Below are 23,358 nucleotides of genomic sequence, written 5' to 3' on the forward strand. Positions count from 1 at the left end.
AGGGCGGGTTTCAGGCATCCGGTGGAGAATGATGCGCTGTTGAATCTTTTGCGTATCTATTATTGATTCGGTAATTGGTTGTTTTCGTCATAGTGGTCAAGCTTTGATCGTGATGAGGGCGAGGGCAGCACTCATGCGATGTGAGTGGCGACATATCCGATGAAAATCATGGGGTTGAGAGGTTTATTAGATTTTCATGACATGATGTTGATCAAATTGAGAGCGATGATCGCATCCTGCCTGCTTTGCGCATCATTAATTGATTCGATATGTGGTTTATTGCGGATCTTTTTGATAAGATGTTGTTGAAAACCTCAATGGGAATAACAACTTATGTGGATCTGGCAGCAGCCTGACTGGCCACGGGGGCGGTTGGAGGTCATGCCCTTGATGGGGCAGTTGGCGGCGACCCAGGCGGTGATGTCGCCGCTAGTCGCTCAGGGACAGAATCTCTATCCCCGACAACGCCTGCGTCTCGAGGCGACGCTCCTCAGCGAAGAGATGGAAGCCAGTGCCCAGCTGTCTGGCGTGGTGCTCGGGCGGGCGGCGTTGCGTGATGCGCTGTATCAGGCGCTGGGGCTGGAGTCCGGCCATCAGGAGTCACCGCGCGGGCCCGCGCCTGGCGCCGACGTCTTCGTGGATGTGACGCTGGAAGTCGTGCGCACGGCATTCCAGCCGCTGACCCGCCAACAGGTGCTCGAGTGGCATCGGCGTCTGGGGCCTTTCCTGCCGCGCAGCAGTGGTCAGCCACTCGGTGCATGGCGCGAGGCGCGCTACGAAGCGGTCAGCGGTCGTTACGGTCTCAAGCGCTTGCGCTATCGCGCCCCGGCGGAGAATCCCGATGCGCTGGACCGGGAGCTGGATGTCTTCTGGCAGCGTCTGGCGACGGAAGAACCGGATGTGGATAACTCAGGGGTGTTGAATGCCCTGCAGCTGCATGCGCACTGGCAGGCGCTCGCACCGCTGGCCTTGGGCAACGGCTTGATCGGGCGCTTGCTGCTGATGCGCTGGCTGACACGAATCGATGCCCTGGCCGCGTTGCAGCAGCAGGGCGAGTTTGTCGGCAAGGTCGCCGAGCGCTGGGAGCCGGAAGCGCTGGAGCAACTCTGCTGGCGCCGCCAGGCGCTGTTCTCGGTGGTGCTCGAGCATCAGGATGAATTGCGCGAGCTGGAGCAGCGTTATCTCGGCAAGCCTCAGACTTCGGCCAGTGGACATCCGCTGCCGCCGCAGCTGGACCGCGCGCTCAATGGTGAGGTGGAGGATGCAGCGCCCGGTGACATGAATGTCTGGGCCGAGTGGTGGCTTTTGCGACTGCGCGACGCCGGTCGTCGGACGGCCTTCCATTATCAGCGCGTCCAGCGCGCCGAGCGTCTGTGGCTGGAGCACGCGCGTACGCCGCTGAATGCCCGCCAGCGCGAGCTGGTACTGACATTGTTGGAGCGAGATGACGAAGAGGGCGTGGGGCGCGCCGAATATCGCGCCCTGGTCGACACATCCGACCCTACCGCCGCCCGCGATCTCGCCGACCTGACCGCCAAGCAGGTACTGGAAAGTTACGGTGTCGGGCGCGGTACCCGGTATCGCTTGCCGGTCTTCGCCCCTCAGGGAGATAGCCCTGTGAGAGACGAGCCCTGAAGCGCCAAAAAAATCGCGAAAAAAAAGCGGGAAGGGTCATGACGACCCTTCCCGCTTTTTTGAGGTGGCTTGCCGGTGTTCTCAGTTCCTTGTTCTCAGTGCCGTGTTCTCAAGCCGGTGTGCTCAAGAGCGCCGGCCAGCGTGGCGGCCCCGATCACGTCATACGGAATACGGCAGCACTGCGGTATAGATGGCGAAGAAGTGGCAGGTACTGCCGCCAAGCACGAACAGGTGCCAGATGGCGTGGTGATAGCGCAGGCGCGTCATCAGAAAGAAGATCACGCCCAGGGTATAGGTGATGCCGCCGGCGACCAGCAGGATGAGCCCTGTCTCGGAGAGCTTCTCGACCAGCATCGGCGAGGCGAACACGATCAACCAGCCCATCAGCAGATAGACGCTCACGCGCAGGGCGCTGAAGCGTTCAGGCCAGCGCAGCTTGAGGAAGATGCCGCCCAGCGCGAGCGACCAGATGATGGCGAACAGCGTCCAGCCGGTCGGGCCGCGAAGATTGACCAGCAGGAAGGGCGTATAGGTGCCGGCGATCAGTAGATAGATGGCGCAGTGATCCAGCAGCTGGAAGGCATATTTCAGGCGCGGATGACGGATACCGTGATAGAGCGTCGAGGCCGCATACAGCACCACCAGGGTCAGGCCGTAGAGGCTGACGCTGACGATCTTCCAGGGGTCGACTTCGGCGGCTAGGCTGGCCATCACGATCAGCACGATCATGCCGACGAGGCCCATGACGGCGCCGATGCCGTGGCTGGCGCTGTGCAGCCATTCCTCCAGCCGGGTATAGAGAGCAGGCGTCGCGGCGGTGTCGCGTGAATCTGCGTCATCGGCAGGCGATGCGCTGGAAGAGGGTGATGCCTGAGGAGGTGTCGAGGCGGGCCGTGTTGACGAAGGCTGTGATGACTGAGGTTGCGATGAAGAAGGCTGTGATGATGCAGCCGTTGAGTCTTTGCGCATGACGATGTCTCCGGCGCGGGTTCGACTCCAGCCTACTCTCTGGCGGGTGACGTCGTCATGTCACGCTCGCTGTGCCAGCCAGTCAATTTGCCTATAAAGGAAGGGGGAACCCATCAGGGCCCCCCTGCGCGCGGCTACTCGCTGCGCTCGATATCCACGTCGCTTGCCTGGGTGAAATCATCCAGTGCCATCATGTGGCCCAGCTTGCCCGCCTTGGTCGAGAGATAGTGCTCGTTGTGCGGATTCAGGCCGGTGGTGATCGGCTGGCGCTCACTGATGGTGACACCATCACGCGTCAGGGCATCGACCTTGCGCGGGTTGTTGGTCATCAGCTTGAGAGTGCTGACGCCGAGATGCTCCAGCATCGGCACACAGATATCGTAGCGGCGCATGTCAGCCCCGAAGCCTAGGCGCTCATTGGCTTCGACGGTATCGGCACCGCCATCCTGCAGCTCATAGGCGCGAATCTTGTTGAGCAGGCCGATGCCGCGGCCTTCCTGACGCAGATAGAGCAGCACGCCGCGACCTTCGGCGGCAATGCGCTTGAGCGCTTCCTGCAGCTGATAGCCGCAGTCACAGCGCATCGAGAAGAGGGCGTCGCCGGTCAGGCACTCGGAATGCACGCGGCCCAGCACCGGCGCGCCGTCATCGATGTCACCCAGGGTCAGGGCGATGTGGTCCTTGCCGGTGGTCTCATCCTCGAAACCGTGCATGGTGAAGGTCGCCCAGGGCGTTGGCAGCCGCGAGGCGGCGATGAATCGAATGGTCACTGTTCACCTCGAACGCCCGGACAATCGCCGGGCTGAAAAAGCGCGGGCATGCGGTGGTCCGGCAATGTCTCGATGAGTCGCTCGAGATACCGGCGGCCAGCATGCAGTCATGTGGCGAGTTTACCAGTCTGTGGCCGATGACTCATCGCTCTGTATGGAAAAGCGTTGTTGCCGCCACCACCACAATGGTCGGATGACGCCAGCAAAGGAACTATAAAGGCGGGGCGATTTGCCAATGCATTTGTTGCATCACCACGATGGGCGGGATTTTTCTCAGGCTCTGATAGAATGCCGAGACATTCCCCGAGCTGATGTGTGATTCCGATGACCTTGAAGAATGATCGCTTCCTGCGCGCGCTGGCCCGTCAGCCGGTCGACCGTACTCCCGTCTGGATGATGCGCCAGGCTGGCCGCTATCTGCCGGAATATCGCGAAGTCCGCGGTCAGGCCGGTGGCTTCATGGACCTGTGCATGGACACCGCGCGTGCCTGCGAGGTGACGCTGCAGCCGCTGGAACGCTTCCCGCTGGATGCCGCCATCCTGTTCTCCGACATCCTGACCATCCCGGATGCCATGGGGCTGGGCCTTTACTTCGAGACTGGCGAAGGCCCGAAATTCCGCAAGACAGTGCGGACTGCCGAGGAAATCGCGGCGCTGAGCGTGCCGAATGTCGAGCGTGATCTCGATTACGTCATGCGTGCCGTGTCCACCATCCGCCGTGAGCTGAACGGCCGCGTGCCGCTGATCGGTTTCTCCGGCAGCCCGTGGACATTGGCCACTTATATGGTCGAGGGCGGTTCCAGCAAGGACTTCCGTCACGTGAAAGGCCTGATGTATTCCAATCCGGAAGCCATGCATCAGTTGCTCGACACCCTGGCGCAGGCCGTCACCGACTACCTGAACGCCCAGATTACCGCGGGTGCTCAGGCGGTGCAGATCTTCGATACCTGGGGCGGCACCCTGTCCACGCCGGCCTATCTCGAGTTCTCGCTGCGCTACATGGAGCAGATCGTCGCTGGCCTCAAGCCGGACAGCGAAGGCAACCGTGTACCGGTGATCCTGTTCACCAAGAATGGTGGCCAATGGCTCGAACACATCGCCGCCACCGGCTGTGATGCCGTCGGCCTCGACTGGACCACCGAGATGTCCAATGCGCGTGAGCGTGTCGGCCATCGTGTGGCCCTGCAGGGCAACCTGGACCCGAATGCGCTGTTCGGCACGCCGGCCGCCATTCGTGCCGAAGTCGGGCGTATCCTCGACAGCTACGGCCAGGGCCCGGGCCACATCTTCAACCTCGGTCACGGCATCAGCCAGTTCACCGACCCGGGTAACGTCAATGCCCTGATGGACGCGCTGCACGAGCTGAGCCCGGCCTACCATCAGGATGACGCCGCCAATGCGACACCGGTTGCCCGCGGCTGATGGGAGAGCCCGTCATGGTCTTCTCTGCTGCCACCCCTGTTGCTGCCTATAGAAGGCGGCAAGCAGCAGGGTGCCGGCCAGCGGGGGAGTCAGCATGACGCCGGTCGAGCAGCGTCTCATCCCGCGCCGCGGTTGGGCATTCGTGGCGCTGCTGTGCCTGTTGCTGATCCTGTTCGGCACGCTCTCCCCGGGCGTGCCGCATCCGGAGCAGACCTTTCCCTGGGACAAGCTGCAGCATTTCTCCGCCTTCGCGTTGCTGGCGCTGACCACACGGCTGGCGGGCTTGACCAGCCTGATCATCCTGCCGGTCCTGCTGCTGCTGGGCGTCGCCATCGAATGTCTGCAGCTGGCGATTCCCTATCGCGGCGCTGAGGTGCTGGATGCGCTGGCGGACCTCGCCGGCATCCTCATCGGGCTGGGAGTGTTCCAGTGTGTCCGACTGATTCTGCATCTGGTCCGCCTCGGGCCGGCCTCTCGCTGAGCCTCTCCCCCGGGCCGTGTGTCATCGATACGCGGCCTGTCTGAAATTGTCATGCATCAACACTTTCCACTCCGCCCGTCTTTGGCTATGGTGCAGCGCCTGCGCCATGTTGGCGCTTGCCCGGCATGTCGCGTATCACGACATCACGCTGCGTGGTCGTCATGCGGACCGTGAACTGCCGGCCTGACGCTGGCGCAGTGCTGATTGGCGCAATTTCCGATGGCCATCGTGCCGTCTCTATCCATACCTTGATATCCCGTCTGTGATATCCAATGCGAGGGTCCCCCATGACCGAACGTCTCGATGGCTCCTGGTTTACCGAAATCTTCGATCGCCACGGCAGCGCCTTCTCGCTCAAGGTCAGCCACAAGCTGCATGACGAGCAGACTCCTTATCAGCACCTCGAAGTCTATGCCACCGAGACCTACGGCAACCTGATGGTGCTGGACGGCTGCGTGATGCTGACTGACCGTGACAACTTCCTCTATCACGAGATGATGTCGCATCCGGCGCTGTTCGCTCATGCAGACCCCAAGCGTGTCGTCATCATCGGCGGTGGCGATTGCGGCACCCTGCGTGAGGTGCTCAAGCACCCGGGCGTGGAGAAGGTCACCCAGATCGATATCGATCCGGCGGTCACGCGTGCCTCCGAGCAATTCTTCCCGGCGCTGGTCGAGTCCAATGACGACCCGCGCGCCGAGCTGCTGTTCGAGGATGGCGTCAAGTGGGTCGACAACTGCCCGGATGAGAGCATCGACGTGCTGATCGTCGATTCCACCGACCCGGTCGGCCCGGCGGAAGGTCTGTTCAAGACCGACTTCCTCAAGCGCTGCCATCGTATCCTCAAGCAGGGCGGCCTGATGGTGCAGCAGAGCGAGTCCCCGCTCTATCACACCGATTCCATCATCAAGGACCTGCGCAACGACATGGGCGAAGCGGGCTTTGATAGCGTCGCGACCCTGCCGTTCCCGCAGCCGGTGTATCCGTCCGGCTGGTGGAGCTGCACCCTGGCGGGCAAGGGCTGTGACGTGAAGTCCTTCCGCGAGGAAGATGCTGCTGCCGCCACCTTCGCGCGTGACTTCTATACCGTCGAAGGCCATCGCGCTGCCCTGGTGCTGCCGCCCTTCATGCAGCGCCTGCTGGAGAAGTGATCTGCATGCACCTTGCGGTGGCAAGCAAGCCCCATCAGGCACGAAAACGTGCCTGATGGGATGAACAAGCGTTGAGTCAGTCAGACCGAGACATTGGTCGCAATCTGCCACTCGCGCCACATCGCTGCACCGCCAACGGCCGTTTCGCAATGAAACGGCCGTTTTTATTTTGCACCGATATGAGGCGAACTGGTCTCGCCATGAGCCTAACTGCGCGGCAATCGCGCGGAATGATCCGCCGCCCCACCCCGAGGCTTTGGCCTATAACACTGGGTTTTAGCGCTTTTTTCAGCGTTGAACGCAGCGGATCACGCGATAGGCGGAAATTGGAACGCGGCTTGCTATTGTCGATAGGTGCCATGCAATGCATTGCACCACTTCTGACTCGAGGCTGATCGAGCGGACTCCAGACTTTCGCGAGGGAATCACGATGCATAACAACAAGAAGCCACTGCTGATCGCTAGCGCCGCTGTCCTGGCCGCCTCCATGGCGACAGGCGCCAGTGCCGCGACCCTGGATAGCGTCAAGGAAAAGGGCTTTGTCCAGTGTGGCGTCAGCACCGGCTTGCCGGGCTTCTCGGCACCGGATGACGCCGGTAACTGGCAGGGCCTTGATGTCGACGTCTGCCGCGGCGTCGCGGCAGCCGTGCTGGGCGATGCCAGCAAGGTGCGCTATGTACCGCTGACGGCCAAGGAGCGTTTCACCGCGCTGCAGTCCGGCGAGATTGATGTCCTGTCCCGCAACACCACCTGGACGGCGACCCGTGACACCTCACTGGGCCTCAACTTCGCTGGCGTGAACTATTACGACGGCCAGGGCTTCATGGTAAGCAAGGACCTGGGCGTCTCCAGTGCCAAGGAGCTGGACGGGGCAGCCGTCTGCATCCAGTCCGGTACCACCACCGAGCTCAACCTGGCGGACTATTTCCGCATGAACGACATGTCCTTCGAGCCGGTCGTCTTCGATACCTCCGACCAGACCGTCAAGGGCTTCGAAGCCGGTCGTTGTGACGTCCTGACCTCCGACCAATCCCAGCTCTACGCGCTGCGTATCAAGCTCTCCGATCCGGCCTCCGCGATGGTGTTGCCGGAAGTCATCTCCAAGGAACCGCTGGGCCCCGTCGTCCGTCAGGGTGATGACCAGTGGTTCAACATCGTCAAATGGACCCTGTTCGCCCAGATCAACGCCGAAGAGATGGGGCTGAGCTCCGACAACATCGAAGAGAAGAAGTCGGACACCAACCCGAACGTCGCGCGCCTGGTCGGTGCCGATGGCAACTACGGGGAAGCCATGGGGCTGCCGGCTGACTGGGCCTACCAGGTCATCAAGCAGGTCGGTAACTACGGCCAGATGTTCGAGCGCAACGTCGGTACCGGCTCCGCACTGGGTATCGAGCGCGGCTTGAACGCACTGTGGACCGATGGCGGCGTCCAGTACGCCCCGCCGGTTCGCTGATGCGCGGGCTCGCCCTGTACTGCGGGTGGGCCTTGCCCCTCATGACAGGCTGAGCAAGGACGCTGGCCAGGGGAAGTGAGCGTCTTGCTCCACTTCCTCTGGCCAGCGTCATGTGGGGCCCGGCAACAAGAGGCCCCACATGAGCCCCGGCCTGTGAGGCCCAGCCTGTTCCTCGTGACCCATTCATCGAGTGCCGAGAGATAACTGATCTGCCGTTCGATAGGACGGCAGGCGGAAGTCGCATAGCTTTCCGGCGGAGATTGCCTGTATGACACAACCTGCTTCTCGCCCGCCGGCCACGGTCAAGCCGCCATTCTGGCGTGACCCGGCCAAGCGGGCACTGATCTTCCAGCTATTGATGCTGGCAGGCGTGTTCGGTGTGTTGGCGATCATCGTCAGCAATACCCTGACCAACCTCGAAAGCCGTGGCATCACCACCGGCTTTGCCTTTCTGGACAACACCGCAGGCTTTGGCATCCTGCAGAGCCTGATCGACTATTCCGAGCAATCCACCTATGGCGATACCTTCATCGTCGGCCTGCTCAATACCTTGTTGATATCCGCACTGGGTGTCATCGCCGCGACCGTGATCGGCTTCGTCATGGGGGTCGCGCGCCTGTCCCCCAACTGGCTGATCTCACGACTGGCGGCGGTCTATATCGAAGTCTTCCGCAATATCCCGCTGCTGCTGCAGATCTTCTTCTGGTATTTCGCCGTCCTGAGAACCCTGCCGAGTCCGCGTGGCTCGCTGTCGCTGGGCGAGGCGTTCTTCCTCAATGTTCGCGGCCTGTTCGTGCCGGCGCCCATCACCTCCAGCGGTTTCTCGGTGGTGATTGCCGTGTTCGTGCTGGCCGTCGTCGCCAGCGGCATCTTCAGCTACTGGAACCGCCAGCGTCAGGCACGTACCGGACAGCGCCTGCCGGCGGGCTGGATCTCGCTCGGCCTGATCATCGTGGCGCCGCTGCTGGCCTACTTCGCGATGGGCATGCCGCTGAGCTGGGAGCTGCCGGAACTCAAGGGCTTCAACTTCCGTGGCGGTATCACGGTCGTCCCCGAGTTCCTCGCCCTGTGGGTCGCGTTGTCGGTCTATACCGCTGCCTTCATCGCCGAGATCGTGCGTTCCGGCATCGAAGCGGTACCGCACGGCCAGACCGAAGCGTCACGGGCGCTGTCGCTGTCCGGTGGCATGACACTGCGTCTGGTGGTGGTGCCGCAGGCGCTGCGCGTCATCATCCCGCCGCTGACCAGCCAGTACCTGAACCTGATCAAGAACTCGTCGCTGGCCACGGCCATCGGCTATCCCGATCTGGTCTCGGTCTTCGCGGGTACCACGCTCAACCAGACCGGTCAGGCCATCGAGGTGATCGCCATGACGATGCTGGTCTATCTGACCATCAGTCTGCTGGTCTCCATGTTCATGAACTGGTTCAACGCCCGCATGGCGTTGGTCGAGCGCTGAGGGTCTGCCCATGTCGATTGAAAAGACCCTGTCACGGGTCACCGAGAAGATGATCGATTCCCGTCCGGCGCCGAGCGACAGCATCGGCGCGGTGGCCTGGTTGCGCAGCAATCTGTTCGCCGGACCGATCAATACGCTGTTCACGCTGTTCGCGCTGTATCTGGTCTATCTGCTGGTGGTGCCCAGCCTGCAATGGGCGCTGATCGATGCCAGCTGGAGCGGCACCTCACGAGAGGACTGCACGGGGGAGGGCGCCTGCTGGGTATTCATCAGTGCGCGTCTCGATCAGTTCATCTACGGCTTCTACCCGAGTGAGGAAACCTGGCGGGTCGATATCGTCTTCGCCGTCTTTGCGGCTCTGATCGCCTGGCTGGCGATTCCGAAGCTGCCGGCCAAGGGCTGGGTCGCCATCGTCAGCCTGGCGGTGTTCCCCTTCATCGCCTACTTCCTGCTGCATGGCGGCAGCTTCGGCCTCGAGATCGTCGGTACCCACGAGTGGGGCGGCCTGATGCTGACACTGGTGCTGGCGGTGGTGGGTATCGTGGCGGCACTGCCGCTGGGGATCCTGCTGGCGCTGGGGCGTCGCTCCGAGATGCCGATCGTGAAAAGCATCTGTGTGGTGTTCATCGAGTTCTGGCGCGGCGTGCCGCTCATCACGGTGCTGTTCATGGCCTCGGTGATGCTGCCGCTGTTCGTGCCCGGTGAGGTCAATCTCGACAAGCTGGTGCGCGCGCTGATCGGCATCACCCTGTTCCAGAGTGCCTACATGGCGGAAGTGGTGCGTGGTGGCCTGCAGGCGATCCCGAAGGGACAGACCGAGGCCGGCATGGCGCTGGGGCTGGGCTACTGGCGCAACATGGGGCTGATCGTGCTGCCCCAGGCGCTCAAGCTGATGATTCCCGGCATCGTGAATACCTTCATCGCCCTGTTCAAGGACACCTCGCTGGTACTGATCATCGGGCTCTTCGATCTGCTCGCCATCGTGCAGGCCGGTCTCGCCGACCCCAAATGGCTGGGCTACTCCATCGAGGGCTACGCCTTCGTGGCGCTGGTCTTCTGGGTCTTCTGCTTCAGCATGTCGCGCTACAGCCAGTATCTCGAGCGCCTGCTGCATACCGGTCACAAGAAGCGCTGATCACGGCGCCAAGGAATCTTCATCATGACAACGACAACATCCGCCTCGCAGGGCAACACCGGCGCCGATGAGCGCCCGATGATCGAGCTCAAGGGCCTCAACAAGTGGTACGGCGACTTCCACGTGCTGCGCGACATCAACCTGAGCGTGCGCAAGGGCGAACGTATCGTCATCTGTGGCCCTTCGGGGTCCGGCAAGTCGACGATGATCCGCTGCATCAATCATCTCGAGGAGCATCAGGAAGGCGATATCGTGGTCAACGGCATGCCGCTGACCCAGGACATCAAGCAGATCGAGGCGATCCGTCGCAACGTCGGCATGGTGTTCCAGCACTTCAACCTGTTCCCGCACCTGACGGTGCTCGAGAACTGCTGTCTGGCGCCGATCTGGGTGCAGAAGCGGCCGCGCCGCGAGGCGGAAGCCGAAGCCATGAAGTACCTGGAGCGCGTGCGCATCGCTGATCAGGCCCACAAGTTCCCCGGTCAGCTGTCCGGTGGCCAGCAGCAGCGTGTCGCGATCGCGCGCTCGCTGTGTCTGAGCCCGGAGGTGATGCTGTTCGATGAGCCGACCTCGGCGCTGGACCCGGAGATGATCAAGGAAGTGCTGGATGTCATGGTCGAACTGGCCAATGAAGGCATGACCATGCTGTGCGTGACCCACGAGATGGGCTTCGCCAAGACCGTCGCCGACCGCGTCATCTTCATGGATCAGGGCCAGATCATTGAAGAGAACGCGCCGGAGCCGTTCTTCAACAACCCGCAGTCCGAGCGGACCCAGCTGTTCCTCAGCCAGATTCTGGGGCATTGAGGCCACGGACCGATCGGATGCTATAAGCCGTAAAAAGAAAACGCCCCGCGTGATTTCCATCACGCGGGGCGTTTTCGTGTGTGAGCCGAAAGGAAGTCAGTGGGCGCTCACTGTCATCTCGCACCTCTGGATAAAGAGGCTCGTTTAGAGGCTGGGCTCGGTGCGGCGTACTTCGCTGCTGCTGGTGTCTGGCAGCTCTTCATCGCTGCCCAGGCTTGGCTCCTGCGGCTTGGCCGCGGCCTTGGGCGATGCAGCGGCAGGTGTATCGGCAGATGTCGTTGCCGCCGCTGTGGCAGCGGGGGCTTCTTCGCCTTCGCGCGGCCAGGTGACGCTGCGCGGCTTGCCGACCCAGCTGTCGTCATTGTCGTGCACCGCCGGGCGGCGCGAGATGGAGCGCGTCACCAGCGCCGCGGCATCCAGGGTGTGATTGGCCCCGCGAATGCTCAGCAGGTGATGCGGCGCCATCAGCAACTCGAACAGCAGGCGCGTCATCACGAAGGCCAGCAGGAAGCCGCCGACACCCTGTGCCAGTACCGGCCACTGCGCGACCAGCGAGTTGTCAGGCCCGATGGGCGTCAAGTGCTGCAGCGTCCAGCCGCAGGCAGCCGCCAGCAATCCCAGCTGCAGCATCAGGTGAGCGGTGACCAGCACGCGCCGGGGCAGCGGGCGGCGCATCAGGAGCAGATTGCGCATCGAAACTTCTCCGAGAAAAGACCACAGGATGAGGGGAGCGGTGGCAGACGGGCAGGCGGCACCCCGCGTTGGGCGGATGTTAGCACGCACTTCGCCATCGACGTCATGTCCGGGAGTCGCGACGCCAGTGTCGGTTCCGGCAACGATGGAGGAGCGTTGCATGCGGCTGGCGGGGTAAAGGAAAGGCCGGGCATGCCGATACAGAGGGCGGCACGTACCGATGATGACGCCGGTACACCGCATGCCTGCATGCCTTGCCACCGAGGGGCAGACCGCCGTGCTCTGCGCTGGCGGCCCCCGGCCCCCTTCCCGATGGATTTGAACCAAGGAGTGGCGATGTTTGCCTCGTTACGTGCGCGCATCACGTTAGCCTGTGTGGCGATAGTGCTGGTGGCGCTGGTGGTCGTCAGCAGCCTGAATGCCTGGACCACGTTCCGCAATACGCATGCCGATGAGAGCGACTACCAGCAACAGTTGCTGAGATCGAACGCCGCCCAGCTGAGTCAGTGGTTCAGCGTGCATATCAATGCGGTGAGCGGCATCGCGGCCAGTAGCCTCGAGAACTTCCCCGATGCCGCCTTGACCCAGGCGATGAAGCAGGGCGACTTCAGCAAGACCTATGTCGGCTTCCCGGATGGTCGTTTCCGCTACTTCGATGGGCGCCCGGGGCGGGCAGGTTATGACCCGCGCCAACGTGGCTGGTATCAGGCGGCGGTGGCGACCGGCAAGCCCGTCATCACGGCGCCCTATGTCGGTGCCACCAGTGGCGAACTGGAAATCAGCGTGGCGGCGCCGGTCTATCGCGGCTCACGGCTGGTCGCCGTGGTCAGTGGTGATCTGCCGCTGGCGTTCATCACCCGCACGGTCGCCGAACTCTCGCCGACGCCCAACAGCTTCGCCTTCCTGATCGACGATACCGGCACGCTGATCGCCCACCCGGATGATGCCCTGGTGCTCAAGCCGATGAGTTCACTCGCATCGGCGCTGACGCCCGAGACCCTGGCCAGCAGCAATCGCCTGGTGGCCGCCGGCCAGTCGGCACTGGTGGTCGATATCCAGCAGCGTGACTACCGCATGTTCAGTGCCGAGCTGGATTCGGCAGGGCTGGGAGATACCGGCTGGCGTCTGGCGCTGGCCCTGGATGTGGCCGACTCGGATGCACCGCTTTATGCCCAGCTGTGGACCACGCTGGCCATGACGCTGCTGGTGTTGCTGGGGGCGGCCGCCGTGATGTCGTGGATCGCCAGCCGCAGTCTGCGCGGCCTGGCGCTGGTGCGTGATGCACTGGTGGATATCGCCGCGGGCGAGGGCGATCTCACGCGGCGCATTCAGGTCAGCGGGCGTGATGAAGTCGCCGAGATCGGCAATGCCTTCAATCGCTTCGTCTCGACCCTCAATGGCGTGCTCAGCGAGATTCGCCTCGCCAGCGGCGCGGTACAGACCGCCGCCGCCGAGATCAGCCAGGGCAGTCAGGATCTGTCGTCACGTACCGAGCAGGCGGCGGCCAATCTGCAGGAAACCTCGGCCTCGATGGAGCAGATTTCCGGCACCGTCGCCCAGTCCGCGGACTCCGCACATGAAGCTGACGGGCTGGCCAAGTCGGCCAGTGAGGTCGCGCGTCGCGGGGGTGAGGTGATCGGAGAGGTCGTCACCACCATGCAGGGCATCGATGACGACTCGCGCAAGATCACCGAGATCGTCAGTGTCATGGACTCCATCGCCTTCCAGACCAACCTGCTGGCATTGAATGCCTCCGTCGAGGCGGCCCGCGCCGGCGAGCAGGGGCGTGGCTTCGCGGTGGTGGCCGGTGAGGTACGTACCCTCGCCCAGCGCTCTTCCGAGGCCTCGCGGGAAATCGCCACGCTGATCAGCTCCGCCAATGAGCGCACGCGCAATGGTGCCGAACAGGTCAGGGTGGCCGGCAGCACCATGAACGAGATCGTCGCCAGCGTCATGCGTGTCAGTGAGGTGATCGGCGAGATCAGCCATGCCACCCAGGAGCAGAATCACGGTGTCGGACAGGTCTCCAGCGCCGTGGCCGAGCTGGACCAGGTGACACAGCAGAATGCGGCGCTGGTGGAGGAATCTGCCGCGGCAGCGGATGCGCTCTCCGAGCAGTCGGCGCGTCTGGCCGAGATGGTGGGCCGCTTCCGTCTGGATGGCCCTGCACAGCCGCCCGCAATGGCGCCGCGCAGCGCAGGCACCCTGTCCGCACAGGGCTCCCGTCCCCGCGCTGCCAGCCCCGTCGCATCGGAGGAGCTGGATTGGCAAGCCTGGTAAGGCCGTCAGCATGCGAGCCTGTTAGTCGCCAGTGACAGGCATCAGACGCCAGGGCCGCCCTTCGGGGCGGCCCTGGCGTTTTTGGTTATCTGCTTGCCTGTCGACCTTCAGGGGGCGGGCTGGCGGGGCAGTGTGCGGGAAATGAGCGGCAAGGGTTGAATGTGCGCAAGGGTGCCAGCATGTAGTCAATTGAAAGCGAAGCGATGATCGTCATTCTTCATCAACGACGCCTCACGAGAGACAGGGAGTGTGTAAATGGTTACTTACATCGTTGCTGCCGACGCCGCACGTGCACGTATCTTTGCCCGTGCCGCTGGCAAGGTCACCGAAGTGGAAAGCCTCGTACATCCTGAAAGCCGCCAGCATACCGGTGACCTGAGAACCGGTGGCAAGGGTGAATCCAGCGGCGGGCACGGCAGCCTGCATCAGACTGGCGATGATGGCGCGACCTCTGACAAGCATCAGGACTTCTTCGCCAAGGAAGTCGCGCAATACCTCAAGCAGACGGCCAATGACGGCAAGTTCGATCAGCTGATCATCGCCGCTGCTCCCAAGTTCCTGGGGGCGCTGCGCGACAAGCTCGACAAGCCGGTTGCCAAGCTGGTGACGGAAACCGTCGACAAGGACCTCTCCCACGAGAGCGCTGATGAGATCAAGGCACGTTTCACCGGCCTGACTCACTGATCACTCCCCCGTCATCCAGAGACCAGGACGCCGCCAGCGGAAACGCTGGCGGCGTCTGTGTGTGAGCAGTCACTATTGTTGTGAGCCTCATGACGTGAGGTGGTAGTGTCAGCAGGCTCGGTTGCTGAAGGCCGTGCATGTGCGAATCACGGTACCTGCGGCAGGATGATCTCGTCACTGCGTGAGGCGCTGCCGCTCAGGTTGCGGCAACCGGCGACGAATTCGCGCATCGCCTGGGTGATGAAGCGATCACGATGGTGGACGAAGCGGTAGGCGCGGGTCAGCTCCAGCCATGGAGTGGGCAGCTCGACGAGGCTGCCGCGCCGAAAGGCATCTCTCAGCGCGAGGCGCGAGATGCAGCCGATGCCGAGCCCCGCTTCCACGGCACGCTTGATGGCTTCGGTATGTTCCAGCTCCAGCATGATGTCGAGGCGCTGGGAAACGCTGGTCGAAGGCCCGTCCAGATGTGGGCGCAATGCCTGCTCGAAGGTGCCGCGTGTGCCGGAGCCACGCTCGCGCATGATCCAGCGTGCCGCCAGCAGGCGCTCAAGCGTGACCTCGCCCTGTGCCAGCGGGTGTGACGGCGCACAGAAGATGCTCAGCCGATCACTGACCCAGTGGGTCGCCTCCAGCAGCGGATGCTCCACCTCGCCTTCCACCAGCCCGATGTCCAGTTCGAAGTGCACCAGCTTGTCGATCAGCTGATGGGTGTTGTGCACGTGCAGCTCGACGCGACTGGCGGGGTGATGATGCAGAAAGTCACCGATGATCTGAGGCGCCAGATAGTTGCCGATGGTCAGCGTCGCGCCGATCTCCAGCGAGCCGGTGGCGTCCTGCTGACCGAGCAGCTGCTCCAGTTCCTCGGCCTGGTCCAGCAGCGCGATTGCCTTGGGCAGCAGCTCACGCCCCAGACCATTGAGCCGCAGGCGCTTGCCATGGCGATCGAACAGCCGGCAATCGAACTGACGCTCCAGCTCGGCCAGTGCCGTACTGGCCGCTGATTGCGACATGGCCAGACTGTCGGCGGCCAGCGAGACATTGTCATGCCGCGCGACCGCCACGAAGACGGCCAGCTGGCGAAGGCTGTAGCGCATTCGACCTCCTGGGGCATGCTGCAGTGAAGGGGCAGAGATGAGGAGGCGAAAGTGAACGCAACGCAGGATTCGCCGTCAGAGCGGGCGGACCCTGCACGATCAAGGTTGAAATGCGATTCATTCGCAACCAATATTGGTAAACTAGATAACCTATATCCAGATAAACCATTTAACGCATAACCCTGCAGTGACTACAATCGCTGCATAGTTCATTGGGTCATAAGCTGTTATTTGTTTATGCCAATAGAGAATATCGAATTCGAGGGGCCACGCCCCGGGAGGCCATCAGGTGAGCAGTCTGACCACAACCGAAGTCATCGACGTCCATCACTGGAACGATTCGCTGTTCAGCTTTCGCACTCAGCGTGAAGACAGCCTGCGCTTCAAGAACGGCCAGTTCGTGATGATCGGCCTGGAAGTCGAAGGCAAGCCGCTGATGCGCGCCTACTCGATCGCCAGCCCGAACTACGAGGAGCACCTCGAGTTCTTCTCCATCAAGGTGCAGGACGGCCCGCTGACCTCACGCCTGCAGCACCTGCAGCCGGGCGACCAGATCATGGTCTCTCGCAAGCCGACAGGCACGCTGGTACTGGATGACCTGCTGCCGGGCGAGAACCTTTACCTGTTCTCCACCGGCACCGGTCTGGCGCCGTTCCTGAGCGTCATCCAGGATCCGGAAACCTATGAGCGCTATGACAAGATCATCCTGATGCACGGCGTGCGCCATGTCTCCGAGCTGGCCTATGCCGACATGATCGCGGAAGAGCTGCCCAAGCACGAGTATCTGGGCGAAGAGATCGCCGAGAAGCTGATCTACTACCCGACCGTGACGCGCGAGGAGTTCCGCAACCAGGGCCGCATCACGGATCTGGTCGAGAACGGCAAGCTGTTCGAGGATATCGGTCTGCCGCCGCTGGACCCGAAGCGTGACCGCGCCATGATCTGTGGCAGCCCGGCGATGCTCGACGACATCAGCGCCATGCTGGATGCGCGCGGCTTCGCCATCTCGCCGAAGATGGGCGTGCCGGGTGACTACGTGATCGAGCGTGCCTTCGTCGAGAAGTAAGCTTGTCGAGCAGTGAGGCTCAGCAGAGCATGATCCGCGAGCATCACGCATGAACGGCAAGTGCTGAAACGAAAAAACCGCAGGCCGATGGCCTGCGGTTTTTTTGTGTGCTCATGTCACCCGTCGGGGCAGCACGTCAGTGCCAGGGGCTTGCGCCAGAGGCTCAGACGGCGTCCTTGCCGGTCTCGCCGGTACGGATGCGAATGACCTGCTCCAGCGGCGAGACGAAGATCTTGCCGTCGCCGATCTTGCCGGTGTTGGCGACATTGGTGATCGCCTCGATCACGGAATCGATCATGGCGTCATCCACCGCAACTTCCAGCTTCACCTTGGGAAGGAAGTCGACCACGTACTCGGCACCCCGATACAGCTCGGTGTGGCCCTTCTGGCGGCCGAATCCCTTGACCTCGGTCACGGTGATACCCTGCACGCCAATCTCCGACAGGGATTCGCGCACGTCGTCGAGCTTGAATGGCTTGATGATGGCAGTGACCAGTTTCATCGTGTCTCTCCTTGGGTGATGGTGCGGGTAACGAGGCCTGCTCGTCACGCCGGTCTCTGACTCAAGCATACACCGCTTATCCAGTCAGGAAAAAAGACTCCCGCCAGGTGGCGGGAGTCTTGATGCTGCAGGTGCTGTCGCGTCCAGGCTTACTTGCGGCTGGAGGTGAATTCCGGATAGGCCTCCATACCACATTCGGCCAGATCCACACCTTCGTACTCTTCTTCCTCGCTGACGCGAATCCCCATGATGGCCTTGATGATCAGCCACACCACGAAGCTTGCGATGAACACCCAGGCGAAGATGGAGGCGGCGCCCAGCAGCTGTGCGGAGAAGGTGGCATCGTCATTGGTCAGCGGCACGGCCAGCAGACCCCAGAGACCGACCACACCGTGCACGGAGATGGCGCCGACCGGATCATCGATCTTCAGCTTGTCGAGACCGACGATGGAGAACACGACCAGCAGACCGCCGACGGCACCGATCAGGGTGGCAGCACCGACGCTCGGTGCCAGCGGACCCGCAGTGATGGCGACCAGGCCAGCCAGTGCGCCGTTGAGGGCCATGGTCAGGTCAGCCTTGCGGAACCACAGACGGGCGAGGATCAGCGCGGCGATGACACCACCACAGGCAGCGGCATTGGTGTTGACGAAGACCTGAGCGACCGCGTTGGCCTCATCGATGTTGGACAGCACCAGCTCGGAGCCGCCGTTGAAGCCCAACCATCCCAGCCACAGGATGAAGGTACCCAGCGTGGCCAGCGGCAGGTTGGCGCCCGGGATGGCATTGATCTCGCCATTCTTGCCGTACTTGCCCTTGCGAGCACCCAGCAGCAGCACGCCTGCCAGTGCGGCGGAAGCGCCGGCCATGTGCACGATGCCGGAGCCGGCGAAGTCGCTGAAGCCCGCTGCGCTCAGGAAGCCGCCACCCCAGGTCCAGTAACCCTGCACCGGATAGATGACGCCGGTCATGACCACGGCGAAGGCCAGGAAGGCCCACAGCTTCATGCGCTCGGCGACCGCACCGGAGACGATGGACATGGCGGTAGCCACGAACACCACCTGGAAGAAGAAGTCGGAACGTGCGCTGTAGTAGATGTCGCCACCGGAAGCGAGCGCTTCCTCAGCGGTATTCTCGGCACCGATCAGGAAGCCCAGGCTCGGCAGGAAGCCGCCTTCGGCGCTCGAGTACATGATGTGGTAACCGACGACCATGTACATGGTGCAGGCGATGGCGAACAGCGCCACGTTCTTGGTCAGGATCTCGGTGGTGTTCTTGGCGCGGACCAGACCGGCCTCGAGCATGGCAAAGCCGGCTGCCATCCATAGCACCAGGGCGCCACATACCAGGAAGTAGAAGGTATCAAGTGCGTACTTGACCTCGATGATCTCGTTCATGCGGGGTTCTCCTTGTTATTGTGCGCGGGGCTCAGACAGCGTCGGCGCCGCGTTCACCGGTGCGGATACGGATGACATCGTCCAGCGGAGTGACGAACAGCTTGCCGTCGCCGATCTTGCCGCTGTTGGCCGCCTGGGTGATGGCGTCCAGTACCGATTCCACACTGCTGTCATCGACAGCCACTTCAATCTTGACCTTGGGAAGGAAGTCGACGACGTACTCGGCACCGCGATACAGCTCGGTGTGCCCCTTCTGACGTCCGAAGCCCTTCACTTCGGTGACGGTAATCCCCTGCACGCCGTTGTCGGCCAGTGCTTCTCGCACGTCGTCCAACTTGAAGGGTTTGATGATGGCGGTGATCAGTTTCATGTGCTGCCCCCGTTCGCTACCGGAATGATCATTCTTGTTAAGCATGGCCAGTTAGATGAGCTGGCGGCCTGTTCCTGACAAGTGCATCGCACGAGATGTGCCATGCGGCTGAAAATCCTTGTAACTCATCTGGTTATCGCAGGATGGCTGACAGTCTTTCGGCCCGTGCAAAGATGGCTGAATCCGAAGGTCACCTGGCATGCACCGTAATGGTGCTGTTTCTGCGCCTTTGGGTGTGGGGGCAAGTGCTAATGTGGTGCAGGTGTGTGCCTGCCGATGAGGATTGTCTGGTGCAGGACGATGCGGGGCATGCACCCGACTCCAGGGTTGCGTATCCTTGCAGCAGGACACGACGGCCCCATGTACAGGGGTGTCATCATTTTCTGACCGGCAGTCCGCACGACGCGGCCGCCGGCCCGCAACGGCTGAGGTGCAGCATGTTCAAGAATGACGTCATCGGGCGTATGGCCCAGCAGATCGGTGAGCGCCTGCAGGATGCCTCGCATGGCCCGGAAGAGCTGCAGAAGTCCGTGCAAGGGGTGATGCGCGGTGCCTTCGACCGCATGGAACTGGTCTCGCGTGAAGACTTCGACATCATGATGGATGTGCTGACGCGTACGCGCAGCCGCGTCGAGTCGCTGGAAAAGCAGGTCATCGCCCTCGAGGCACTGCTGGAGAAGCAGGGGCTGGTAGCGGCCAATGCACCGGCTGCCGAGCCCGCCACGCCAGTGGATGACGAGGGGGAAGCCGCGGTAGCGAAGCGTGAAGCCGCCAGTCACGCCGCGGAAATCGAGCGCCAGCGCGACGCCTGATTCCGTCAGGTGACGGCTGAACCAAAACCGCCACGCCCTTTCGGGGCGTGGCGGTTTTTTGCGTCATGGGCGCCGCTGATTCTGAGGGGCGGCCTCAGGCTGTCTGGGGGCGAGTGCCCAGCATCCAGCGCACCAGACCTACCACTGAGGCGATGATCCAGAAGATCTCGATCACGAAGCTGGCGAGGTTGAAATTGATGCACAGGCTGATCAACAGCAGGATCGCCCCGCTCAGATTCATCAGGTTGTAGGTCAGGCTGCGGGCATCGAGTCTGCCGATCTGCAGCAGGAAGAAGGCGCCGACGACCAGAGTGGTGCCTAGCATGCCGATCACATCCGCCAGGGATGCCAGCGGGGCAAGCATGTCTTGCATGGGTAGTGCTCCTGAAACAAGCCGAAGTCGTCCTGAATGGCTGGCCCTTTCCGTGGGTTGGACGATTCTCTGCCGCGCATCGGCGGCGTTCCGTGAGACAGCTTGGCGGTCATCCCGGCGAGGCCGGGACAACCGATCAAATATACAGCAGTCCCCGTCCGGCGGCACTCTTGTGGCTCTCTCGAGGGCGCTATCGCCCCTGTATGAGCACTTTCTTGGTGCAGGCAGGTCTCGAGCTGGTCTCACACCTTGCCCATGTGACGAATGGTGGCGCTGAAATGCGCCAAAACAGGCGCTTTTGCGTGGAAAATGCTGCCAAAATCGCTACTTTTAACTCGCCGCGAGCGTTTGTCGGCAATGCTGGCAGCGTAAGTGTCATGCCGGCAAGTGACCCACATCGTCAGCCCCCGGGCGCGTCGCGGTGGGTGAAGCTGAAATGGCAGCCGCAGTCACAGATGCAGGGCACCAGACGCTCTCAATCTCCAGGCAGCAGTAAGCCGTCACCCAGCGCCAGGCCCTCAGGCGCCAATCCCCGGGCATCAACGACGCGATGCTCGTGCAAAGTCCTCGAACGCAGCGCATGCGCCTTCTCTGATTCCTCTCCGCCAGGCGCCTCATGAGCTCCTCTGGCTCAATCTGATCTCTGACATGGCTTTCAACACTCGACTGAGTCGATCGTCCAAGCACCCTGCCTGCAGTTATTGGGTTTAATTTCTGTTGGTTGGTGTTTGTGGGTTGAGATCGGGCTATGGGCGTCCTGGTCCGACGTTGGCTCGCTTGATCATCGATGGTATCAGTGCCTTGAATGATGAAGTTTTGAGCGCTCAAAAAATGTCCACACGCAATGATTATGTAATATTATCCACAGCCTGTCTGTTTGTTACGTATCCAGTAATTGCGTGAGCCTGAGGCGTAAAGAAATTTACGTTATAGGCAACAGAATCGTCACCTGAACACGATTTCCAGGCGGCGCATGGCAGTGTCGTGGGGGTATGCGAAGCCTTGCGGCAATTGTCGAGCGCCCGAGCGTTGAGGCGCTCGCCTTCTGGGGAGTATGAGGTTTGCCATGCTGGGAGGGTTGGCAGCGGTGTGTGCCTTCGTGCTCATGGCAGGCCAGTGCCTGCTCCGATTGCGCCGTGCAACTGAGAGGCGGCATCACGCAGGGAAGGCTCATGTCATTGGCAATGTTGCGCACGCGCGCGTCACTTGGTCTCGAGGCACCGGAAGTTCAGGTGGAGGTACACCTTTCCAACGGCTTGCCGGGGCTGTCCATCGTCGGCTTGCCGGAAGCGGCGGTGAAGGAGAGTCGCGAGCGGGTGCGCAGTGCGCTGCTCAATGCCGGGTTCGAGTTTCCGGCGCGGCGCATCACCCTCAATCTGGCGCCAGCGGACCTCCCCAAGGAAGGCGGACGCTTCGATCTGCCCATCGCGCTGGGGATTCTGGTCGCCTCAGGGCAGATACCGGAAGAGGCCGTGGCAGCGATGGAGTGCCTCGGCGAGCTGGCGCTGGATGGCAGCATCCGTGCCGTCACTGGTGTGCTGCCAGCCGCGCTCTGCTGTCGCAAGGCGGGGCGGACGCTGGTGGTGCCGCGCGGCAATGCCGACGAGGCGGCACTCGCCGAGGAGTTGGAAGTACTGGCGGTGGGCCATCTGCTGGAGCTGGTGGCTCACCTGCTGGGGCGCGAGCGCCTCACGCCGCATGTGTGTTCGATCATTCCCCAGGCGCGCCTGCCGGAGCCCGACCTGAGTGAGGTGCGTGGCCAGCATCAGGCACGCAGGGCATTGGAGATCGCCGCGGCCGGCGGCCACAACCTGCTATTTGCTGGTCCGCCGGGCACCGGCAAGACGATGCTGGCCAGTCGCCTGTCCGGCATCTTGCCACCACTGGGCGAAGGTGAGGCGCTGGAAGTCGCGGCGGTGCGCTCGGTATGTGGTCTGCCGATCATGGAGCGCTGGGGGCAGCGGCCATTCCGCGCCCCGCACCACACGGCCAGTGGGGTCGCGCTGGTGGGCGGTGGCTGTCATTTTCAACAATTGTTGCGACTAAACAATAATTGCTGCGACAATCTCTATGTTGAGTTTACATAGAGCACGCCCTTGTGACCGTTTCTCTCAAACAATCCAGAACCTTTAGCTTTCAAGATGGCACCCTTAAAGACGAAACTGAGCGCTTGGTCGTTTGGTGGTACGGGCCTATCTTCAAAAATATCCGCTCACAAAGCGTCCCTAAAATTTATGTATTTTTAAGACCTATTGATCAGGAGAACAAATTAGGAGACGTGATTAAGCGAACGACGGTCTTAACGCATGTCGGACTATTGAGAATCGGCTCCGTCTGGGAAAAGGGCGTGAGCAACTCCCGCATCGCATTTGAGGAGAAAACATTCCCTGTTTCGTTCTCTCCGGGCGGCTGGCGGATTGTCTCCTTAGACGACTTGCACAAAGCAGGGCGCAGCCTCTATACCTCCTTTCATGAGGCAAGCTATTTACCGCTGGACAGAAAACACAAATCGTACCTGATTGAATTTGACCTCCCAGATGGCAAACATCTGCTCATCCCTTGCACCGAATTTTTTGCACGCGTTTACGGTCGATCATCTGAAATCAAGCGTGTGTAGTGGTCAAGTGTTTTTGGCCACCGAGCTTTGAGCATTCCAGTAGTTCTTTTCTGCCAAGTTCGGCGGTATCCCATCGTTATGCTTGTGCGGCCTGAGGCTGCTGTAGTAACCGATCATATAATCAGTGACAGATCGCTTCGCCGCAGCGACATCGGGATAGCCGATCTCTGGTATCCATTCCGTTT

General features: G+C 61.9%; 21 protein-coding genes and 2 pseudogenes. 14 read left to right on the top strand and 9 right to left on the bottom strand.

Annotated elements, in window-relative coordinates; all coding sequences use genetic code 11:
• The first annotated feature begins 333 nt into the window (after window positions 1-333).
• Window positions 334-1,635, top strand: coding sequence for a DUF4172 domain-containing protein (locus IZU87_RS09705; protein ID WP_213114374.1), 1,302 nt, complete (start codon window positions 334-336; stop codon window positions 1,633-1,635).
• 159 nt (window positions 1,636-1,794) lie between these two features.
• Here IZU87_RS09705 and trhA read toward each other — a convergent pair whose 3' ends face one another.
• Both trhA and ribA read right to left on the bottom strand, forming a co-directional pair.
• Window positions 1,795-2,604 (bottom strand): PAQR family membrane homeostasis protein TrhA, encoded by an 810-nt coding sequence (trhA, locus tag IZU87_RS09710; protein WP_213114375.1) that lies wholly within the window; start codon window positions 2,602-2,604, stop codon window positions 1,795-1,797.
• A gap of 134 nt (window positions 2,605-2,738) precedes the next feature.
• Entirely contained in the window at window positions 2,739-3,374 is a 636-nt protein-coding gene (gene ribA, locus IZU87_RS09715; protein ID WP_043331593.1) for a GTP cyclohydrolase II, read from the bottom strand.
• Between the two features lie 324 nt (window positions 3,375-3,698).
• On the opposite strand from ribA, the gene hemE reads away from it, so the two are divergent.
• The 7 genes from hemE to IZU87_RS09750 all read left to right on the top strand — a co-directional run bounded on the left by hemE (window position 3,699) and on the right by IZU87_RS09750 (window position 11,285).
• On the top strand, window positions 3,699-4,796 hold the full coding sequence (gene hemE / locus IZU87_RS09720) for a uroporphyrinogen decarboxylase (RefSeq protein WP_213114376.1): 1,098 nt from the start codon (window positions 3,699-3,701) through the stop codon (window positions 4,794-4,796).
• 94 nt (window positions 4,797-4,890) lie between these two features.
• A complete protein-coding gene (locus IZU87_RS09725; RefSeq protein WP_052384300.1) occupies window positions 4,891-5,277 on the top strand; it encodes a VanZ family protein in 387 nt (128 codons plus the stop codon).
• 287 nt (window positions 5,278-5,564) lie between these two features.
• Window positions 5,565-6,428 (top strand): polyamine aminopropyltransferase, encoded by an 864-nt coding sequence (gene speE / locus IZU87_RS09730; protein ID WP_043331591.1) that lies wholly within the window; start codon window positions 5,565-5,567, stop codon window positions 6,426-6,428.
• A 430-nt stretch (window positions 6,429-6,858) separates the two neighbouring features.
• Complete coding sequence (locus IZU87_RS09735) at window positions 6,859-7,884, top strand: amino acid ABC transporter substrate-binding protein (RefSeq protein WP_054556406.1); 1,026 nt, start codon at window positions 6,859-6,861, stop codon at window positions 7,882-7,884.
• A gap of 268 nt (window positions 7,885-8,152) precedes the next feature.
• Entirely contained in the window at window positions 8,153-9,343 is a 1,191-nt protein-coding gene (locus IZU87_RS09740) for an amino acid ABC transporter permease (RefSeq protein WP_043331589.1), read from the top strand.
• 10 nt (window positions 9,344-9,353) lie between these two features.
• On the top strand, window positions 9,354-10,478 hold the full coding sequence (locus IZU87_RS09745) for an amino acid ABC transporter permease (protein ID WP_043331588.1): 1,125 nt from the start codon (window positions 9,354-9,356) through the stop codon (window positions 10,476-10,478).
• Window positions 10,479-10,556: 78 nt separating this feature from the next.
• Window positions 10,557-11,285 (top strand): amino acid ABC transporter ATP-binding protein, encoded by a 729-nt coding sequence (locus tag IZU87_RS09750; RefSeq protein ID WP_043331784.1) that lies wholly within the window; start codon window positions 10,557-10,559, stop codon window positions 11,283-11,285.
• Window positions 11,286-11,429: 144 nt separating this feature from the next.
• Here IZU87_RS09750 and IZU87_RS09755 read toward each other — a convergent pair whose 3' ends face one another.
• Window positions 11,430-11,978, bottom strand: a complete 549-nt coding sequence (locus tag IZU87_RS09755; protein ID WP_213114377.1) for a hypothetical protein — start codon at window positions 11,976-11,978, stop codon at window positions 11,430-11,432.
• A 336-nt stretch (window positions 11,979-12,314) separates the two neighbouring features.
• Between IZU87_RS09755 and IZU87_RS17700 the strand changes: the two genes are divergently transcribed.
• Entirely contained in the window at window positions 12,315-14,258 is a 1,944-nt protein-coding gene (locus IZU87_RS17700; protein WP_249330518.1) for a methyl-accepting chemotaxis protein, read from the top strand.
• Between the two features lie 255 nt (window positions 14,259-14,513).
• Window positions 14,514-14,942, top strand: coding sequence for a host attachment protein (locus IZU87_RS09765; RefSeq protein WP_043331587.1), 429 nt, complete (start codon window positions 14,514-14,516; stop codon window positions 14,940-14,942).
• A 146-nt stretch (window positions 14,943-15,088) separates the two neighbouring features.
• Here IZU87_RS09765 and IZU87_RS09770 read toward each other — a convergent pair whose 3' ends face one another.
• Window positions 15,089-16,036, bottom strand: coding sequence for a LysR family transcriptional regulator (locus IZU87_RS09770; protein WP_107335730.1), 948 nt, complete (start codon window positions 16,034-16,036; stop codon window positions 15,089-15,091).
• Window positions 16,037-16,325: 289 nt separating this feature from the next.
• Between IZU87_RS09770 and IZU87_RS09775 the strand changes: the two genes are divergently transcribed.
• Window positions 16,326-17,102 carry a ferredoxin--NADP reductase gene (locus tag IZU87_RS09775; RefSeq protein WP_043331585.1) on the top strand — a complete coding sequence of 259 codons (777 nt, stop codon included), beginning with the start codon at window positions 16,326-16,328 and terminating at the stop codon, window positions 17,100-17,102.
• A 163-nt stretch (window positions 17,103-17,265) separates the two neighbouring features.
• Here IZU87_RS09775 and glnK read toward each other — a convergent pair whose 3' ends face one another.
• From glnK to IZU87_RS09790, 3 genes are all read right to left on the bottom strand, one after another.
• Complete coding sequence (glnK, locus tag IZU87_RS09780) at window positions 17,266-17,604, bottom strand: P-II family nitrogen regulator (protein WP_024951507.1); 339 nt, start codon at window positions 17,602-17,604, stop codon at window positions 17,266-17,268.
• 149 nt (window positions 17,605-17,753) lie between these two features.
• Window positions 17,754-19,001 carry an ammonium transporter AmtB gene (locus IZU87_RS09785; protein WP_043331583.1) on the bottom strand — a complete coding sequence of 416 codons (1,248 nt, stop codon included), beginning with the start codon at window positions 18,999-19,001 and terminating at the stop codon, window positions 17,754-17,756.
• A 31-nt stretch (window positions 19,002-19,032) separates the two neighbouring features.
• Window positions 19,033-19,371 (bottom strand): P-II family nitrogen regulator, encoded by a 339-nt coding sequence (locus tag IZU87_RS09790; RefSeq protein WP_043331582.1) that lies wholly within the window; start codon window positions 19,369-19,371, stop codon window positions 19,033-19,035.
• Window positions 19,372-19,808: 437 nt separating this feature from the next.
• Here IZU87_RS09790 and IZU87_RS09795 point away from each other — a divergent pair, with 437 nt between their 5' ends.
• Window positions 19,809-20,183 carry an accessory factor UbiK family protein gene (locus IZU87_RS09795; protein WP_052384297.1) on the top strand — a complete coding sequence of 125 codons (375 nt, stop codon included), beginning with the start codon at window positions 19,809-19,811 and terminating at the stop codon, window positions 20,181-20,183.
• Window positions 20,184-20,277: 94 nt separating this feature from the next.
• On the opposite strand, the gene IZU87_RS09800 is transcribed toward IZU87_RS09795, so the two are convergent.
• Window positions 20,278-20,556, bottom strand: a complete 279-nt coding sequence (locus IZU87_RS09800) for a CBU_0592 family membrane protein (protein ID WP_043331581.1) — start codon at window positions 20,554-20,556, stop codon at window positions 20,278-20,280.
• Between the two features lie 1,172 nt (window positions 20,557-21,728).
• On the opposite strand from IZU87_RS09800, the pseudogene IZU87_RS09805 reads away from it, so the two are divergent.
• Both IZU87_RS09805 and IZU87_RS09810 read left to right on the top strand, forming a co-directional pair.
• Window positions 21,729-22,574 (top strand): annotated as a pseudogene (locus IZU87_RS09805) (YifB family Mg chelatase-like AAA ATPase); the annotation flags it as partial.
• Window positions 22,575-22,654: 80 nt separating this feature from the next.
• A complete protein-coding gene (locus IZU87_RS09810; RefSeq protein WP_213114378.1) occupies window positions 22,655-23,173 on the top strand; it encodes a hypothetical protein in 519 nt (172 codons plus the stop codon).
• Window positions 23,174-23,176: 3 nt separating this feature from the next.
• On the opposite strand, the pseudogene IZU87_RS09815 reads toward IZU87_RS09810, so the two are convergent.
• A pseudogene (locus IZU87_RS09815) lies at window positions 23,177-23,358 on the bottom strand (IS3 family transposase); the annotation flags it as partial.

Origin of the sequence: Cobetia sp. MC34, from assembly GCF_018340035.1 — a bacterium.
GTDB lineage: Bacteria > Pseudomonadota > Gammaproteobacteria > Pseudomonadales > Halomonadaceae > Cobetia > Cobetia amphilecti.

Excerpts from the sequence above, each read along its gene's own strand:
- IZU87_RS09705 (WP_213114374.1), top strand. The coding sequence starts at position 334 with ATGTGGATCTGGCAGCAGCCTGACTGGCCACGGGGGCGGTTGGAGGTC.
- trhA (WP_213114375.1), bottom strand. The coding sequence starts at position 2,604 with ATGCGCAAAGACTCAACGGCTGCATCATCACAGCCTTCTTCATCGCAA.
- hemE (WP_213114376.1), top strand. The coding sequence starts at position 3,699 with ATGACCTTGAAGAATGATCGCTTCCTGCGCGCGCTGGCCCGTCAGCCG.
- IZU87_RS09725 (WP_052384300.1), top strand. The coding sequence starts at position 4,891 with ATGACGCCGGTCGAGCAGCGTCTCATCCCGCGCCGCGGTTGGGCATTC.
- speE (WP_043331591.1), top strand. The coding sequence starts at position 5,565 with ATGACCGAACGTCTCGATGGCTCCTGGTTTACCGAAATCTTCGATCGC.
- IZU87_RS09735 (WP_054556406.1), top strand. The coding sequence starts at position 6,859 with ATGCATAACAACAAGAAGCCACTGCTGATCGCTAGCGCCGCTGTCCTG.
- IZU87_RS09740 (WP_043331589.1), top strand. The coding sequence starts at position 8,153 with ATGACACAACCTGCTTCTCGCCCGCCGGCCACGGTCAAGCCGCCATTC.
- IZU87_RS09745 (WP_043331588.1), top strand. The coding sequence starts at position 9,354 with ATGTCGATTGAAAAGACCCTGTCACGGGTCACCGAGAAGATGATCGAT.
- IZU87_RS09750 (WP_043331784.1), top strand. The coding sequence starts at position 10,557 with ATGATCGAGCTCAAGGGCCTCAACAAGTGGTACGGCGACTTCCACGTG.
- IZU87_RS09755 (WP_213114377.1), bottom strand. The coding sequence starts at position 11,978 with ATGCGCAATCTGCTCCTGATGCGCCGCCCGCTGCCCCGGCGCGTGCTG.
- IZU87_RS17700 (WP_249330518.1), top strand. The coding sequence starts at position 12,315 with ATGTTTGCCTCGTTACGTGCGCGCATCACGTTAGCCTGTGTGGCGATA.
- IZU87_RS09765 (WP_043331587.1), top strand. The coding sequence starts at position 14,514 with ATGGTTACTTACATCGTTGCTGCCGACGCCGCACGTGCACGTATCTTT.
- IZU87_RS09770 (WP_107335730.1), bottom strand. The coding sequence starts at position 16,036 with ATGCGCTACAGCCTTCGCCAGCTGGCCGTCTTCGTGGCGGTCGCGCGG.
- glnK (WP_024951507.1), bottom strand. The coding sequence starts at position 17,604 with ATGAAACTGGTCACTGCCATCATCAAGCCATTCAAGCTCGACGACGTG.
- IZU87_RS09785 (WP_043331583.1), bottom strand. The coding sequence starts at position 19,001 with ATGAACGAGATCATCGAGGTCAAGTACGCACTTGATACCTTCTACTTC.
- IZU87_RS09790 (WP_043331582.1), bottom strand. The coding sequence starts at position 19,371 with ATGAAACTGATCACCGCCATCATCAAACCCTTCAAGTTGGACGACGTG.
- IZU87_RS09795 (WP_052384297.1), top strand. The coding sequence starts at position 19,809 with ATGTTCAAGAATGACGTCATCGGGCGTATGGCCCAGCAGATCGGTGAG.
- IZU87_RS09800 (WP_043331581.1), bottom strand. The coding sequence starts at position 20,556 with ATGCAAGACATGCTTGCCCCGCTGGCATCCCTGGCGGATGTGATCGGC.